Below are 18,145 nucleotides of genomic sequence, written 5' to 3'. Positions count from 1 at the left end.
ATGTTTTCGTTTTGCAAGTATTCTAAGTGGAAAATGGTACATACATTAGGTATTAGGAAGAATGATTATGTTACAGTAACAAAAGTTACAAAAATTTCGAAAATTCCCGTTACAGTACGATCTCTTTTGCTATAATGAAACAAATTACACTAATTTATTCTTAGAAGAATAGTAATCTCGATTGGAGTCCTGTAAATGTTACAAAGTTTAAATGCATTTCTCGGAAAATGGATGCCGCTTCTAACTCCTACAAGTGTTATTATCGGAGTCATTCTATCTAGTTTTCTGCACCATTTTTCCTTTTTAGTTCCATGGATTTTTGCTGCAATGACCTTCACTGGAAGTCTTACATCTAACTTCAAATCAGTGAAGCATACAATAACACATCCATTATCATTAATTTTAACTTTAGCTGTTCTTCACCTAATCACCCCGATATGGGCATTTGCGATTGGACATTTATTTTTTCAAAATGACCCATTAACGATCACGGGTTTAACATTAGCCGTTGTTATTCCAACTGGCATCACGAGTGTTATTTGGGTTTCGATGTATAAAGGAAACGTGCCGCTTACATTAGCCATTATCCTTTTAGATACGTTGCTTTCTCCTTTTCTTGTTCCTTTTAGCATGTCTTTATTCGTTGGAGAAACGGTTCATCTAGAAGTATGGGGAATGATGAAGGGGTTATTAGGAATGATTGTCCTTCCTTCTATTGCTGGCATGGCCATTAACCAGTTTTATTCCAAGTCTGTTGCAGAGAAATGGAATAAAACGTTAGCCCCTTTTTCAAAGCTAGGTTTAGCAGCAGTTGTTGGCATTAATAGCTCTGTTGTTGCTCCCTATTTACGCCATATTGATAAAAAGTTTATTCAAATTGCACTAACTATCTTTTTTATCGCTTTATCTGGCTACTTTTTCGCATGGATTCTTGGCGTATTAACGAAAAGAAATAAAGATGAAGTGATTGGGATGATCTATACTGGCGGAATGAGGAATATTAGCGCAGGAGCTGTTTTGGCGGTTAGCTTTTTCCCGCCTCAAGTAGCAGTACCAGTTGTCATCGGCATGTTGTTCCAACAAATACTTGCTGCTTTTTATGGACATCTGATCAAAATGGTCTATTCGAAGCCGGCTTCGATAAAAACAGCGGTGAAACAGTAAGAAAGGCGTAGGCACGATTGTTAGCACTGAAGAAAAATGATCTCTTGGCCCAGAAGTGTGCTCTTTACTTTTGGAGACAAGAGATTATTTTTTTCTTTAGGATAGGCATTGAAGCTGGACCGTTATCTAACTTGTAAAATATTCAATTATGGTACTAGGACAAAACTTGGTTTATTTTCCTTGATTTTGTCTTTGAGACACCTTCTATTAGACAAATCTTCTCTTTTTCCCTTGATTTTGTCCTTGAGATGCCTTCTATTAGACAAATCTTCTCTTTTTTTTCGATTGTGTCTTTAAGATTCCTATAAAAAATACAAAAGGGACTTCCTAATATATAGGAGTTCCCTTTTTATTGGAATAAACAGTTGTTTAGCTTATAACAAATGTTTATCTAACCGCCCTTTCTTATATATGCACCGCTTTTTGTTCTGCTTCTTCCCTTTCTGCTACCGCTAATAGACCAGCTTGATTTAATGTGTTCCACGGTTTATTAAAATGTGGCTGGAAGAAGAAATCAGTAAAGCCTAGCTCATCAATGGTCATTTTTGTTTGTATACAAACAGATAATGTGTTCATCATTTGCGTCATATCGGCTTTTGATATAATTTGCGCTCCGATTATATGTCTTGTTTCTTGATGGTACAATACTTTTAAACGTATTTCCTCAAAGGTTGGCATAAATTCTGGGCGATTATTTTCTACTACTTCCACCATTTCATAAGGAATATTATTCGATTTTGCCGTAATTTCCGTTAATCCAGTTGAAGCCATGCTCCATCCAAAAATATGCAGTCCAGACGTACCTTGCGTACCTAAATATTTTAACGGCTTCCCAGCAATGTTATAGCCGACAAGCGTTCCCATTCTTACAGCATTTGTTGCCAGTGGAATATACACTTTTTCTCCTGTTGGATTATAATTCACCGCACAGCTGTCTCCTGCTGCATATATATCTGGATTGCTTGATTGCATATACTCATTGATTTTGATTGCACCGTTTGGAAGCAAATCCACCTTGCCTGCTAATAATCCTGTGTTTGGACGGAAACCAACACATAATATAACAAGATCCGTTTCATACTCTCCCTTTGTTGTCACTACTTTTGTTACTTTGCCTTGTTCATTTCCTTCAAATTTTGTTACCGTTTGGTTAAGCGCTAATTGAATATTTTGATTGCTGAATTCTTCCTCAACTATATCGGTAAATTCTTTATCTAAATACTTGTTTAATATTCGATCTACTCCGTCTATTAATGTCACTTCTTTTCCGTTTAGCTTAAACGCTTCTACAAGCTCAACTCCAATATATCCGGCGCCAATAACGGTTATTTTTTGGATGTCTTTTGCTTTTTCGATTATCTCATTTGCCTGGTTGTAATTTTTGGATAATAAAATATTATCTAATTTAATTCCTTCAATCGGAGGAATTATTGGCCAAGAGCCTGTTGTCATCACTAATTTATCATAGCTATCCACTTTTTGTTCGCCTGTTTTTAAATCCTTTACGACAACTTGTTTTTTATCCGTATCTACCTCTAATACCTCATGCTCCATAAACATTTGAGCACCAAGAGATGTTAATTCATCCGGAGAAGAGTAAAACAATTGGCTGACATCTTTTGCTACTCCTCCAACATACAATGCAATGCCACATGATAAAAAAGATACATTATTATTTTTCTCATATACAGTAATCTCTATATTCTGGTTTAATTTTGCTAATGTCTTAACTGCTGCTGTTCCTGCATGAGTACATCCAATTACAATTACTTTCATTTAAAAAGCTCCTTTTGTAATGAATTTAAACATTAAGCGATTGTGAAAATATTCACTTATATAGTGAAAACAATCACATATATTGTGATTCCATTCACAAAATGTTCATAATTTAATTATACATATTATTTTATTTTATACAATCTTTTTGTGATGATTTTCACAATAAATTTTTCTTTTTTTAATATTCCCTTATACAGTGTCCTTATTCATTCTAAATAAACACCGTGAACACTTAAAAACCCTTACCGAACAAGTAAGGGTTTCATGTTTATAAAATAGAAATTTTCATATAATGGTCATGGAATTAAATATTTTACTACTAAATAAATATCTCGCCTTTAATTAATGTTAGTTTTTCATTGCCCTGGTTATATAAGTCAATATTCCATTCTTCTTTTACATTTCTGTTTATTAGCAATAAATCTCCTTCTTGCAACACCAATGGTTTTTCTTCAGAAATTCTTATTCTAACTTTGCTTTGTATACAATAAACAAAGTCTGTTACTTTATCAAAGGAAGATTTATTTTTAAGATTAAAAACTCTTTGTGTACCAGCTTCAAGATTTATCGTTTCCATTTCCGCCTGATAATTATTTCTTAACATTATATTAAAATCCTTTACTTTTCCTTTGCTCCGGGTAGTCCATTCTCCTTTATAAGTATCTTGATCAAATGGTTTTAAAAATTTCCGATAATGTCCAGCATGTTCCAAGTGCATTTCACCATTTATTATCATGGTGATTCTCTGGACACCGGGTAAGGAAGTAAACAAAGACTCTTCTTCATCAATTGTTGCAACACTTAGTCGCCATAAGAAATTTTGTTTGTAATAATCTGTATTTTCAGGAAAAATAGCTAGCTCTGTTGTTGTTCCGCCTGTCCATAAATTTATAGTTTGATCTTCTTTTTTAATGGTTCTTACTGAGTAAGATATTATCCTCGCCCCTTTATTAATAGCAGCAAAATCTTCTCCTATTTTCAAAGAAATTTGTTGAATTTCCTTGAAGATTTTTGAAGCTATTGCTTTATCACGACACTCATACCGAAAGAAAGACTCATTTTGTTACGCTCTTCCACTTTTCCATTAAGCTATCCACTCGATTGACGATGCTTTGTTCAGAAACAGTTGTGATTTTTCGGTTTTCTACGATCAGCTTCCCATCTACAATTACGTCAATAATGGCATTTGGCTGAAGGGAATAAACCACATTCGCAAATAATTCTGACTTAGGCGAAAGAGAAAGATCATTTATATCTAAAGTGACAAAATCAGCTTTCAATCCTTCACGAATTTCTCCTGTAGGAAGGTTCAGTAGCTCAGCTCCTACTTTCGTACCCATATCATACACCTGCTTGGCATTTATACATGTTCCATCTAATCGAGTTACCTTTTGAAGAAGAGAACACATTCTCATTTCTTCAAAAATACTAATACGATTATTACTGCAAGCTCCATCGGATCCTAATGAGATGCGTACGCCTGCTTGAAGTAAATCAGGAATACGAGTCACACCGTCTGATAAAAACATATTACTCGAAGGACAATAGGCTAAAGCAGCTTTTTTTCGTCCCAATAATTCGATTTCGCTATCATCCAGCCAAACAAGATGGATGGCAATCATGCTTTCATCAACAACTCCTAGTGAATCTAAATAATGAACAGGTCTTAACCCATACTTTTCAAGAGTTTCATCTACTTCAAATGTTTCTTCTGCAACATGAATATGAAATGGCGTACCTAATTCTTTTGCCAAACGATGGCCAGCTTTAATCATTTCAGGAGATGCTGCATGCGGACTATGCGGTGCTGGCTGTATAGATACCATCGGATCTCCCTGATATTTAATCGCTAATTGCCTAGTTCTATCTACTGCCTCACTAACCGTTTCACGATAACTTTTAGGAGCACCATCCCAGTCATACATTGTACGCGCAAAAACGAGACGAATTCCCAAATCCTTGGCAGCTTGAATAACAGCTTCATCTGTAGCCGTTCCGCCATTATGCACATAAAAGAAGTCACTTACTGTTGTTACGCCATATTTTAGCATTTCTCCAAACGCAAATAACGCTCCAGTGTAGATTGCTTCTTCATCTAAAAATGGTGTATAGCGATAAAGTGCCTGGTCACGCCACTCTAGAAATGGACGGTCAACTGCAATCCCTCTCAATAGGCTTTGAAAGGAATGATTATGGGCATTAATCGTTCCAGGTAAAATTGCTTTTCCTTTCCAATCAACGATTTGAACTCCTCTATACTTTTCCAGCAATTTGTTTTTGGGCCCTATTTCTTTAATTATTCCATTCATTACATAGATTCCTTGATCATTTTTAAACTGATTATTTACGTATATAGAATCAGCAATATATAAAACACTCATGTTCATATCTCCTTTATATATCAAGTTTTTGATCTAATAAAAGAATCGTCTGCAATAACACATTCGCCACTTTTTCAATATCTTCCATTCGGCTTTCTTCTTCCGGACAGTGACTTTTTCCTTCTAAACTTGGAACAAATAACATCCCGCTTTTCGTTAAAGACGCCATATGTGTAGCATCGTGCCCTGCCATGCTTCCAAGCAAATAAGAAGGATAGTTTAATGATTCCGCACATTTTTGAAGCGTTTTAATAACCGTTTCATCCATAGGAGCGGGAGATTGGTCTAAAATAATATTCCGCTCTATCTGAACGGGCCGACTTTCTTGTATTCTCTTAAAATGAGCGTTTAATTCTTCTACTACTTCATAAATCTCTGATGACAACTTACCTCTAATTTCTAAAACCATGTTTACTTTTTCAGGTATAATATTCGGTGCGTTAGGAATAACCTCTATCTTTCCGATCGTTCCAACTACTTCAGTAGAAGGATGATTACGTCCAATGCTTTCCAATGCCAGAATAATCTCTGAGGCTGCTGGCAAAGCATCTTTTCTATCTTCCATAATAGTAGTGCCAGCATGGTTTGCTTCTCCATATACGGATATTTCCTCACGGTAAATCCCTGTAATAGCGGTTACTATTCCAACAGGAATTGAACGAGTTAACAGCCTTTTTCCTTGTTCAATATGCACCTCTAAAAATGCACTTAACTCTGTTGATTTACGTAGGGATTTATTAAAATTTTCTGGATCCCCACCAGCGCTTCTTAAGGCATCGGTTAACTTTGTTCCTTCTGAGTCTGTTACATGTGTAATATTCTCCTGCTTTAACTTTCCACTGATTGCACGGCTGCCAAAGGTGGATAAACCAAAAGGATTCGGCTCTTCCGCACTAAAAGAAACCAATTCTAGCGGGTGACGTGTTGAAATTTGATTTTCTTCCAGCACCTTCATTATTTCAAGAGCAATTAATACTCCTAAAGCTCCATCATATTTCCCACCATTCGGGACCGTATCAATATGCGATCCAAATGCGATACTAGGGAGTGCTTCATCTTCTCCAACACGCTTTGCCCATATATTTGCCGCTTGATCTACTCTTACAGCTAGCTTTAAAGCATGCAGTTGTTTTTTTAGCCAGTCTCTTGCTTCTAATTCAGAAGGAGTAAAGGTAGTCCTATCAAGGCCACCTTTATCATTCTTTCCAAATTGTCCAAGTTCTTCAATGTTATTTTTCAGTCGGGCAGTATTGATGCAAAGATTTTTAATTGTCAATAATAGCCCCACCTTCTACAACCACTTTTCCATTTTTCACTACTGTATCAACAAGATTAACGGCATAATTATACTGAAGCGTTTGATAATTGACCGCATCAAATAAAACAAGGTCTGCTTTCTTGCCAATCTCAATACTTCCAATTTCGTTTGCTTTATTAATGGCATACGCCGCATTAATCGTACAAGCTGTTAAAACTTCTTCTGGAGTCATTTTCATTGTAAGACAAGCTAAATTCATAATAAACGGCAATGACTCAGTAGGTGATGAACCTGGGTTTCGATCCGTTGAAAGAGCTACTGGAACTCCAGCTTCAATCATTTTTCTAGCATTTGCTGGTTCTGCCATTAGGAAGAAAGCAGTACCGGGAAGTAGAACAGCAATAACACCTTTCTCTGCCATTTGACGAATTCCATTATCTGAAGCTTGCAACAAATGATCGGCCGATACAGCTCCTACTTTTGCTGCTAGTTCTGCACCGCCAAATTGGACAATCTCATCCGCATGGATTTTTGGCGCCAACCCCAGTTTTTTTCCTTCTTCGAGAATGTATTCAGACTGTTCAACCGTAAATACACCTTCTTCACAAAACACATCACAAAACTCTGCTAGTTTTTCCTGTGCAACTTGTGGAAGCATTTCTTCCACCACAAGTTGCACAAATTTATCAGGATCTTCTTTGTATTCAACTGGTACTGCATGAGCTCCCATAAAAGTAGAAATAAGATCAATAGGATGCTGTTCATTTAGTCTTTTAGCAGCTCTTAGTTGTTTTAATTCATCTTCTACTGTCAATCCATATCCACTTTTTGCTTCAATAGTCGTTACTCCATATTGAAGAAAACGATTCAAACGCTTCTTCGATTCTTCAATTAACTGCTCCTCAGTAGCTTCTCTCGTTTTAGTGGTAGTTTGTAAAATACCGCCACCTGCTTTTAAAATATCAATATATTTTGCACCTTTTAGGCGCATTTCTAATTCTTTTTCACGGCTCCCCGCAAAAACAATATGAGTATGAGGATCAATTAATCCAGGAGTTAATACTTTCCCTTCAGCATTTATAATAGTTACTGGGCCGTTTAAAGTACTAACGTATTCCTCAGCTTTAGCATCTGAACCTACAAAGGTGATTTGTTCACCTTCTACTACAACACTCCCATTTTCAATTACACCAATTTCAGACATTTCCTGACCACTTTTGGGCCTAGTACTGCCTTCATTTACTGTAATTACTTGTGAAGATCGTTTAATATATAAAATTTCAGTCATATTATCTCAACCTTTTTATTTTATAGTTGGAATATTCATATTTTTTTCTTTAGCAGTTTGAATAGCTAAATCGTATCCAGCATCTACATGTCGAACAACGCCCATACCAGGATCTGTTGTTAAAACCCGTTCAAGTCGTGCAGCTGCTTCTTCCGTACCGTCAGCAACGACAACCATTCCAGCATGAAGAGAATAGCCCATTCCTACGCCGCCCCCATGATGAACAGAAACCCAGCTTGCACCGGCAGCCGTATTTACTAATGCATTTAAAATAGGCCAATCCGCTATTGCATCACTTCCATCTTTCATTGCTTCTGTTTCGCGGTTTGGTGAAGCTACAGAACCTGCATCTAAGTGGTCGCGTCCAATAACAATTGGTGCTGAAAGTTCTCCAGAAGCAACCATGTCATTAATAATTTTTCCAAAACGTGCTCTTTCTCCATACCCAAGCCAGCAAATACGTGCAGGCAGCCCTTGAAACTCAATTTTTTCTCTTGCCATCTTAATCCAGTTGCAAAGGTGCTTATTATCAGCAAACTCTCTTAAGATAACTTCATCAGTCTTATAAATATCTTCTGGATCACCTGATAACGCTACCCAGCGAAACGGTCCTTTTCCTTCACAAAACTGAGGTCGAATGTAAGCTGGAACAAATCCCGGAAAATCAAAAGCATTTTCTACTCCTTCATCAAAGGCCACTTGTCGGATATTGTTCCCGTAATCAAATGCAACCGCACCTTGCTTTTGCATCTCCAGCATTGCCTGAACGTGTACAGCCATGCTGGATTTTGATTGTTTAATATATTCTTTTGGATTTTGCACACGAAGTGTTGCGCCTTCTTCCATAGACAATCCAATCGGAAGATAGCCGTTTAATGGATCATGTGCAGAAGTTTGATCTGTTACAATTTCCGGAATAAAACCTCGTTTAATCATTTCAGGCAGCACTTCAGCAGCATTGCCAAGCAATCCGATCGAAAGCGGCTTTCCTGCTTTTTTAGCTTCTTCTGCTAGAGTAATAGCCTCATCAAGTGATTCGGAAAGGACATCACAATAACGGGTTTCTATACGCTTTTCGATGCGGCTTCTATCTACGTCAATTCCAATTACCACTCCGCCTGCCATCGTAACCGCTAAAGGCTGCGCGCCGCCCATTCCGCCTAATCCTGCTGTTACTGTAATCGTTCCTGCTAGATTGCCATTAAAATGCTGCTTTGCACACTCAGCAAATGTTTCATACGTACCTTGTACAATTCCTTGGCTGCCAATATAAATCCAGCTTCCAGCTGTCATTTGCCCATACATCATCAGCCCCTTTTTGTCGAGCTCATGAAAAGTATCCCAATTGGCCCATGCAGGAACAATATTTGAATTCGCCAGAAGAACACGCGGTGCTGCTTCATGTGTTTTAAAGATGGCTACCGGTTTTCCTGATTGAATAAGTAATGTTTCGTTTTTTTCTAGCTCTTTTAATGAAGCCACAATTTGATCAAACGATTCCCAATTTCTTGCTGCTTTTCCGATTCCACCATACACAACCAGCTTTTCTGGATGCTCAGCAACTTCTGGATCTAAGTTGTTCATTAACATTCTAAGAACAGCCTCCTGCTCCCAGCCTTTTGTATTTAAAGTTGTTCCTCGATAACGCACTACTTTCTCTTCAGATATCGTCTTCATATAACTTTACCTCCTGTATTTTGTTATAGTAATTTTAGTACAAATAACTTAATATTCGGATTATAATATAATGATTTTTTTATAAATTATTTCACTATTTATTTATCTTTTTGTTTATTTTATAATCTATTTCACTTTCTTTGTTTTCTATCACAGTCTTGACCGATAAACTAAAGGCGTACATCTTTCTAGCAATTTAAATTTAGCATTAAAATAAGTTTGATGAGAATAACCTGTTAAGTGTGCAATTTCTTCTAATGACAAATCTGTTTCTTGTAATAGCCTTTTCGCCTCTTCAATACGTATTTGGTGCAGTGTATTACGAAACGATTGGCTGGACTCTGCTGCAAATCGGCGGCTAAGAGTGCTTTTATTAACACGAAGCGCATCAGCGCATGCTGCTAAATTCCATTGAGCATCCCAATAATTGTTCTCCATTAACTCCCTTGCTTTTTCAACGAGCGAGCGTGGTCCATCTTGTAACTGTTCATGATCTTGCTGAAGTAGCCGAGTCGCAAATATAAGCAATTCTTTTACAATTTGATAAATGACAGGTTTGTGTACAATTTGCTGAAAAACTTCATGATAGATTGCTTCCCAGTAAGCACTTTGAAGATTGTATGATTTCATGTGACGACGAATCTGTGCCAGAACACTCGTCAAGCGAACACGAATGATTTCCGGATCCGGATATGGAGGCTGAAAAGTTAGAAATTCATTTTCTATCCAGCTCCGAATAGTCTTTATATCTCTTTTTTCAAGCATTTCAATCCATTGACGCTGTTCTAAAGGAGTAAGAAATGGATCCATTTCCCGATAGAAAAGTTCTTCTTCCGCTAAAATAATGTCATACCCTTCAAAAAAAATTCTCCTTGTTAATTGGCGTGTTTGCTCGTATATATTCTTTAAGGAATCATCTCCTGTTGCAATCTTAATTACAATCGCAAGCGGTTCATCTATAAAATCTTTCCAGCGGGTAAGAAAAGTATAGTACTCTTCTTTCATTACATCCGCCTCTTTACTTTCCTGTACGCATAAAATAAAATCAGAAAAAACAAATATACGATTCTTCCCAGTAAAAGAGTACCGTTGTAATGTGTCGTATACTAACGAAAGTGTCTCAGAAGAAGGTGTCAAAAGTGCGACCATTGCTATTGAATTTGTATGCTTCCTATCTTTTAAGAAAAGATCCGGGTAGTCAATATCAAACAAGTCTGCTTCTCCTGCTGTATAATTTAAAATGGAAAGCTTTTCATTTTTCAGTTGATAACGCAGCTGTTGAATACGTTTAATTAAATCTGTTGGGGAAAAGGGACGGAACAAAACGTCCTCTGCACGAAAACGAAGCGCGCGATAAGCGGTTTGAAATATTCTTTCAGATGAAATTCCTATCCATCTCATGCCAAGCCTTTTTCTTATTTTGTCAAACTTTTCACTTTCATCCTCCCATCCATCCATATCTAAGATAACGAGGTCTGGCTGCTGTTTTTCGACACCATTTTCAAAAGATACCATCGTATCCCACAACTTCAATTGAATACCTGTAAAATGCGACTCTATTACCCATCGAATTCCACTTGCTTCTAATTGATCATTTGCTACCAAATGAATTTCCATTTAATTCCCTCCTTCTTATGGCATTTTCTTTCATAACATTAAATTTATTAAAGAAAAGGAAATCCTAACTTATTTATTCGATAAGTTAGGATATTTTAAAAAGGTAAATTGATATTATGTTTATAAATACTAGCCTTGAATGCCTTACTAGTGTAATTTTCCAATTACTTTTTCTACGCAATCTATGATTTCACCAGAATGAATGAATTCTTTTAATGTTTCGATGTGAGGATAAAGATATATATCTTCCTCCATTTTTGGCACAGAACGAGAAATGAAATCTAAAACAGCATTAGAGGCGGAACCTGGCAGCAAACCATTGTCTATAAACTGATGGGCAGAATAAATAGACAGCAGTTCAATCGCTAATACATATTCCAGTTTTTTTGCTATTTCTCGTGCTTTTTTGGCTGCATTATATCCCATTGCGACATAATCTTCCTGATCGGCAGAAGTAGGAATAGTGTCCACTGTTGCTGGATGAGATAATATCTTCATATCATTTAAAAGACCTGCTTGCGTGTATTGCGGAATCATCAATCCAGAATTTAATCCTGTCTTTTGAATAAGAAAAGACGGATATTCAGAAAATTGACCATTAATAAGACGATTATTTCGTCGCTCTGACATTTTACCAATTGCCGTGGCTGCAATGCACATGGAATCTAACTCTATACCAACATAGGATGAATCACAATTGCATCCCGAAATTGCTCCAATACCTTCTTCATCCGGCCACAAAATAGGGTTATCCGTACAAGAATTAATTTCTATTTCAAATGTTTTTAAGGCATCGTGCAGCGTTTTTTTAGCAGCTCCATGCAATTGAGGAATAGCACGTAATGACAAAGCATCCTGCAGGCGGTAATTGATATATTTCTTGGCAATCATGGAATCATCTAACATGTTTCTAATATTCTTTGCTGTATCTCTTTGTTCCTGATGCGGACGGACACTCATCAAACGCTCGTCAAAAGCTCGAATGGTTCCTTTCAACACTTCTAATGACATGGTACCGATTATATCTGCTGCTGTTACTGCCTTTAACATATCGTATAATGCTAAAGCTCCAATCCCAGTTGAAGTTGTTGTTCCACTAATAAGTGCTAAACCTTCTTTTGCTGAAAGAACAATAGGTGCTATCCCAACTTTATCTAAAGCCTCGCTCGCCTGCATAAGCTCCCCATTTACATATGCTTTTCCTTCACCAATCAACACAAGAGCCATATGGGCTTCCGGACTTAAATAACCGACTGATCCTTCACGTGGAGACCACGGAGTTAAACGCAGATTCAAAAATTGGCGATACATTTCCAAAGTTTCCAGTCTAACTCCTGAATATCCTTGACCTAAATTTTGCAAAACCATAAGCATTGTGGCACGTACGTCTTCTTCTGCTAACGGTTCTCCTACAGAAGTAGCATGGGATAAGAGAATATTTTTTTGTAATTGAGCTGTTTCTTCTGAAGATATAAATTCCTGAGACAGAGCACCGAAGCCAGTATTGACTCCATATATTACTCTGTCTTCTTTTATCCAGTTTTCAACAAGTTGGCGAGATTTTTTTACCCGATTACAGTAGTCAACAGAAAATTCGATATCAGCTCCAAAACGAGCAACAGCTATAAACTCCTCTATTGTTAGAGAACCACCAAGGGTCACTTTTTTTATTTCTTTTATTAGCACTACTTTCCCCCCTACTCTCCTTTTTCTATTTTATCAATAAAAAACATTTTAATAGCGGATATAACTTGCAGCACAAAGATGAACAAAACAGCCGTTCCACCAAGAGCTGCTAGATATTTAACCCCATCAACGCCCTGTGCTCCGCCAGCAGAAGCAACCATAACGAATGCAATAATCCCTATTGAAAGCGCCCAAACTAGTTTTTTCCAAGTAGAAGGTTCTTTATCATGATTAATATTTGAGGTACATAATATAGAAATTGTCCGAACCATTGAGTCAGCAGCCGTAGAAAAAGAAAGGATTAATGTTAGCATTACAATTGGTATAATAATTATCCCCATAGGCAGATTCCCTAAGAAAGCCCATAATCCTGCTACTGCTCCGCTATCTGTAATTGTCTTTGCTAGATCAACCACTTTGTTCTGTTGCCAGTGCAAAGCCGTTCCTCCCCAAACACTAAACCAAATAATACTGAATACAGAAGGCATAATCCAGTTAACAATCATAAATTGACGAAGCGTACGGCCATATGAAATTGCAGCTAAAAAGATACCCATTAACGGTGCGTAAGCAATCCAAATCGCCCAGTCATACAGTGTCCACCACATTACTAAAGCTTCTCCACCCACATCAATTGGATCAAGACCCCATTGCCAGAAATTTTGTAGCCAGTAACCTAGACCTGCAGTAGATGTGCGTGCAATATACAAGAATGGTCCGATAATTAAAAGGATAGCAAGCAGAATATAAAAGACTTTTGCATTGGCATCTGCCATAAAACGAATCCCTTTATCCAATCCTTTTAAAGACGAAATAGTAAAAACGAGCGTGATGATGAATGTTAAAGCAAGCCACACAAGAGGTCCTTGTTGAATACCGTATGTTGTTTCAATTCCAGATCCAACCAACGCCAGTCCTGCTCCAAGAGAAGATGCCAATCCTAGTGCAATTGCTAACACAGATAAAGTATCGATTACATTTGACCAAAACCCTTTAGTAATTCTATCTCCAAACAATGGAATTAAAGTTGCTGTTACCGACAATGATTTTTTTCGATTAAAATACATATATGCAACAATTAAACCACTTAAAGAATACATTGCATATGGAATAAATGACCAGTTGTAAAAAGTGCGTCCCATCGCAAAGATTGCTGCAAGAGGAGTTCCAGGTTCCACTCCCGTCTTTTCCATTTCCCCATAAATATTATTAAAGTAAATAATTGGTTCATTAACTCCGTATGTGATGACACCTGTTGCAATCCCGCCAGTTAATGCCATGGCAAACCAAGTTCCAAATGAATATTTGGCTTTTGCTTTTTCTCCACCTAAACGTATATTCCCTAACTTTGAAAACGTTACAACAGCTACAATTATTAATGCAACAATGGATATAATTTGATAGAGCCATCCAAGCCCCCGCAATGAACCTACAAATCCATTCATAGAAATATCCGTTAATAGCTTATTATTAACTATTCCAAGAACTGCCCCACCCCCTACAACTAGAATAGCTGGCCAGAATACACCTTTGCGTGTTTTCTGGTTTTTGTCTGTTACTGTTTTTATACTTTTGTCTTTCTTTGTAGCTAATGTCATCAATATCCCTCCCACTTTTCGCTTTAACACAATAAAGAAAATCACACTTTTAAAATTTCTTTTTGAAAGATGCATAGTGAAACAAATGGAAAATGCAGTCTTTGTAATGCATTTTGTGAAGTGATAGTTCCCTATGCTTGTACTTTTCTTTAATTAATGAAAAGTATAAGATATTGAAATAGCTAACAATAGACACATTCTTTCCGGAAATTAATAAATATTTTCGAATTGTGTAATATTTTCTGACAATAAAAAAATGAACAAAGTATGTTTTTTTTAGATTTCTGCATTTATTTTAGATTTCTAAATAATTTTCAAGTTTTAATCCTGGTTATTATTTCGATAGTCACGAGGTGTCATTCCAATGGATTCTTTAAAAATTCGGGAAAAGTAGTTTGGATTATAGAAACCTACTTGGTATGAAATTTCTTTAATGGATAATTCTGTTGTAGACAAAAGTCTTCTTGCCTCTTTTATTCTTGTATTTGTCACTAATTGACTAAAAGATATGCCATACTTTTTCATCAATAAATGGCTATAATATGCTGGATTTCTCTTTACGACTTTTGCTACTTTCTCAAGTGTTAAATTATGATCACCATAATAAGTTTCGATATAGCTAACTCCCTTTTCAATAACATCTTTTTTTAATAATTGATCTGCCTGTTTTGCACGATCAATCAGTTCGTAAAGAAACAGCAGCATTTCTTGTACAATTCTGTACAACACTCGATTGTACAATATATCAGTAAAAATTTTTGTGTAATATTCTTCTGTTTCTTGCTGATCTAATTGATTCGTTTTCATGAACCTTCTGATTTGAGCTAAAATACTCGTCAGCCTAGTTCTAAGTTTTTCTGGATTTGGGAATGGTGTTTTAACATATAAAAATTCATTGTACATCCATTCTTTCAATTTTTGCTTATCAAATTGTTCTAACATTTCAATCCATTCCTGCTGCTCCTTTGGAGTCAGAAATGGATCTATTTCCTGCCAACGTTCGTATGTGGATTCGGGTAGAATGACTTGTCGATAACCAATAAAAAACGTAACCTCCAATAATCTTTGGGCAGTTTGATACATCTCATGTATTGTTTTGTGACCTGCATCGGAAGGAACAATCACTGCCGCTACCGGCTCAATACTGTCAACTTCCCATTCTCGTAATATTTTTGATGCCTCTTCTTTAATATCCTGAATCGGAGATTGAAACAGACAAACAACCATATCTATTAATGGTAGAATGACCGGTTGTTTTCTGAAAGGATAGTAATTCAAAAATCTGATTAACTCTGGAAGTTTCTGCACGTTTTCTGTCTGAAGCACCATTAATACAACATTCACAGCAGATTGCTCTTCTTGTAAGAATAAAGAATGATAGGAATAAGTCTCATTAGCATGAGCTAATGGTTTATTGTTAGTTTTTTGATTATTAGCAACTGAAAGGGCTGTTTGTAAACAGTGTTTAATTTTCACAGGATCTAACGGCTTTACTAACAATTCAACACTTCTCCATTCAATCGCTTGTTTGGCTCGTTCGAATGTTGCCTCTGCTGTGACAGCAATAACATTGGGATTGAAATATTTTACGTATTTTGTAATTGAAGTCCACTCTTCGTTTGGAATCATATCTAATTCTATATACAGAATATCCGGCACTTCTTTTTCTAATATGGTCATTGTTTCCCTTAAAGTACTTACAGTGAATACCTTATTTATCGGAAGTGAGTAGACAGAAATAAGCCACTCGATTGCCGTTCTCTCATTGCTGTCACGTTCAGCTATTAACAATTTCAAATGGTTCACCAACCCTACTGTCTATATGGTATGTATGTAATTTTAAAGGTACCTTGGTACAAAAATATCTAACACGCGGTATTATTCATTAATATTTGGAAAAATCGTACTAAAAGGCAACTTATCATTCTCCTTAAATGATGAATGAAAACTCTTAAACGGAAAGCACAGAAAAACATAAAAAAAACTTAAGATCATAAATAATGACCCTAAGCTTTCATAAAATACTTACTGAACTTTCATCGCTAAGTCGCCAGTTTTTGCCCAGCCAAGTTTTAAAATTAAATAGTATAATGGCAATGTAATCACAATTGGCAATACAACACCAAATGCCATATAAATTAAAAATCCATCGATACCTTGTAATGCTAGAATACTAATAGGTGCTATTAATGAGTTCAAACCAAGGCCTGCTAATTCATATGTTGCTGTAAAATGAAATCCTAAAGTTGCAATTGGAGCACAAATAACAGCCGCTACAAAAGGTGGAATAATTAATAATGGATTTTTTACTAAGTTCGGGAATTGAACTTTTGGTGTAATAATAGACTGCGCTAAAAATCCGCCTAAATCATTTTGTCTAATAGACATAGCCGTAAACCCTACAAATTGAACGGTACAACCAATTAATGCTGCCGCACTTGAAACAGGATCTAGTTGTAATGCAATCGCTAACGCAGCAGAAGATGCTGGCGTCATTAATAAAATACTCCATGCTAATGAAATAACCATTGGTGCAATTAACGGATAACCTTGTACAGAATGAGTAATTTGCTCGCTTATCCAAGTTAATAATGGCGTCGTTACATACGCTAACCCGACACCTGCAAAACCACCGACTAAAATTGATCCAGCTGGAATAGCAATCATATCCAAAATTGTTTTTCCATTAATGTATTTACCAACAATTGTTGCGATAACAGCTGCTAATACAGCACTTATTGGTTGTCCAGGTACAATCGTTAAACCTGCTTCCGTTAATTGAACGGCATTTCCTCCGATGCTACTACAAATCATCGCACTGAAAATTACTAGTGTATTTCCGCCTAATTGATAAGCAATTCCTGCACCAAACGCTGGAGCAAGCAATACTTTTGCAACTGACCCTATATGAATTAGGATATCCCATCCTAAAGCTTTTCCAATTGATTCTAACAGCAAGCCCATTCCCAATGTCACTAATACTGCATTTGACATTCCAGTTGAGGCTTTATACACATAATCCATAAAACTTTTCTTATCCATTTTACTCTTCTCCTCTATTAAATTAATGGCTCTAATCCCATAAAAAGAGCCTGTCCGGTTACAATCGGATAGGCACTGTTTTTTACTGCTTGTTTAGCGCCTTGTTTTGTAAACAACAAAAACTGGACTAAACAATTCCCTATAAATTAAGTAGGGTTTATTTAATCCAAAGAGCATACTATGAGGGTATTATTGACTAATAAAATTGTGTTCGTTTTCATGTTATGCCCCTCCTAATTGTTATTGTGTAGTAATATTATCATCAATATTCTGAATATGTAAATATTTTTTTTAATTCCAAATTATAAATTCGCTTTTAAATATAAACAATATGATAAGAAATACGATATCTTTCAATAAAAATTGCTAACTTCCTACCTCCTTCTACTATCTTTCTGTAGGAAATTAAAAAGAATTTATTCATAGTGAAGAATATTTTTTGTCAAGAAATTCGCATCCTATATTCTATATTTTTTAAATAAAAATGGGTTTTTTCCCTCATTATGGTTTGTAAAATTAGGAAGAAAATACTTACTTTTCGTCAAGGCTGTTTTCGTATAGATTGTTGCTTTTAAACGCGCAGCCTGCATACACTTCGTCCGTTTAGCGAGCGTAGAGCCTCCTCGTCGCTTTGCTCCTGTGGGGTCTCGACTTT

General features: G+C 36.3%; 12 protein-coding genes. 1 reads left to right on the top strand and 11 read right to left on the bottom strand.

What is annotated here, in order from left to right; translation table 11 throughout:
• The first annotated feature begins 195 nt into the window (after window positions 1–195).
• Window positions 196–1,164, top strand: coding sequence for a bile acid:sodium symporter family protein (locus ACTXGU_RS07395; protein WP_443480861.1), 969 nt, complete (start codon window positions 196–198; stop codon window positions 1,162–1,164).
• A 405-nt stretch (window positions 1,165–1,569) separates the two neighbouring features.
• Here the strand turns inward: ACTXGU_RS07395 and ACTXGU_RS07390 are convergent, their stop codons facing one another.
• The 11 genes from ACTXGU_RS07390 to ACTXGU_RS07340 all read right to left on the bottom strand — a co-directional run bounded on the left by ACTXGU_RS07390 (window position 1,570) and on the right by ACTXGU_RS07340 (window position 17,490).
• Window positions 1,570–2,940: an FAD-dependent oxidoreductase gene (locus tag ACTXGU_RS07390; RefSeq protein ID WP_443480860.1), complete on the bottom strand. Its 1,371-nt coding sequence runs from the start codon at window positions 2,938–2,940 to the stop codon at window positions 1,570–1,572.
• Between the two features lie 322 nt (window positions 2,941–3,262).
• On the bottom strand, window positions 3,263–3,925 hold the full coding sequence (locus ACTXGU_RS07385) for a HutD/Ves family protein (protein ID WP_443480859.1): 663 nt from the start codon (window positions 3,923–3,925) through the stop codon (window positions 3,263–3,265).
• A 73-nt stretch (window positions 3,926–3,998) separates the two neighbouring features.
• A complete protein-coding gene (locus tag ACTXGU_RS07380) occupies window positions 3,999–5,324 on the bottom strand; it encodes an amidohydrolase family protein (RefSeq protein WP_443480858.1) in 1,326 nt (441 codons plus the stop codon).
• 13 nt (window positions 5,325–5,337) lie between these two features.
• Window positions 5,338–6,600, bottom strand: a complete 1,263-nt coding sequence (locus ACTXGU_RS07375; RefSeq protein WP_443480857.1) for a Zn-dependent hydrolase — start codon at window positions 6,598–6,600, stop codon at window positions 5,338–5,340.
• Window positions 6,590–7,870: an imidazolonepropionase gene (gene hutI, locus ACTXGU_RS07370; protein WP_443480856.1), complete on the bottom strand. Its 1,281-nt coding sequence runs from the start codon at window positions 7,868–7,870 to the stop codon at window positions 6,590–6,592. The genes ACTXGU_RS07375 and hutI overlap by 11 nt, the downstream gene beginning before the upstream one ends.
• 15 nt (window positions 7,871–7,885) lie before the next feature.
• Complete coding sequence (gene hutU / locus ACTXGU_RS07365) at window positions 7,886–9,547, bottom strand: urocanate hydratase (RefSeq protein WP_443480855.1); 1,662 nt, start codon at window positions 9,545–9,547, stop codon at window positions 7,886–7,888.
• Window positions 9,548–9,697: 150 nt separating this feature from the next.
• A complete protein-coding gene (locus ACTXGU_RS07360; RefSeq protein ID WP_443480854.1) occupies window positions 9,698–11,164 on the bottom strand; it encodes a response regulator transcription factor in 1,467 nt (488 codons plus the stop codon).
• A 147-nt stretch (window positions 11,165–11,311) separates the two neighbouring features.
• Window positions 11,312–12,850 carry an HAL/PAL/TAL family ammonia-lyase gene (locus ACTXGU_RS07355; RefSeq protein WP_443480853.1) on the bottom strand — a complete coding sequence of 513 codons (1,539 nt, stop codon included), beginning with the start codon at window positions 12,848–12,850 and terminating at the stop codon, window positions 11,312–11,314.
• 11 nt (window positions 12,851–12,861) lie between these two features.
• On the bottom strand, window positions 12,862–14,448 hold the full coding sequence (locus ACTXGU_RS07350) for a BCCT family transporter (protein WP_443480852.1): 1,587 nt from the start codon (window positions 14,446–14,448) through the stop codon (window positions 12,862–12,864).
• A 321-nt stretch (window positions 14,449–14,769) separates the two neighbouring features.
• The gene (locus ACTXGU_RS07345) at window positions 14,770–16,254 is read right to left on the bottom strand and encodes a helix-turn-helix domain-containing protein (protein WP_443480851.1); all 1,485 of its coding nucleotides are present in this window, start codon (window positions 16,252–16,254) and stop codon (window positions 14,770–14,772) included.
• A 219-nt stretch (window positions 16,255–16,473) separates the two neighbouring features.
• Window positions 16,474–17,490, bottom strand: a complete 1,017-nt coding sequence (locus ACTXGU_RS07340; protein WP_443480850.1) for a PTS transporter subunit IIC — start codon at window positions 17,488–17,490, stop codon at window positions 16,474–16,476.
• Window positions 17,491–18,145: the final 655 nt, after the last annotated feature.

This window comes from Niallia sp. 01092 (genome assembly GCF_052318935.1).
In the GTDB taxonomy this organism is placed as follows: Bacteria; Bacillota; Bacilli; order Bacillales; family Cytobacillaceae; genus Niallia.
The sequence above is the reverse complement of the archived record's forward strand: the minus strand, read 5'-3'. Positions and strand labels throughout refer to the sequence as shown.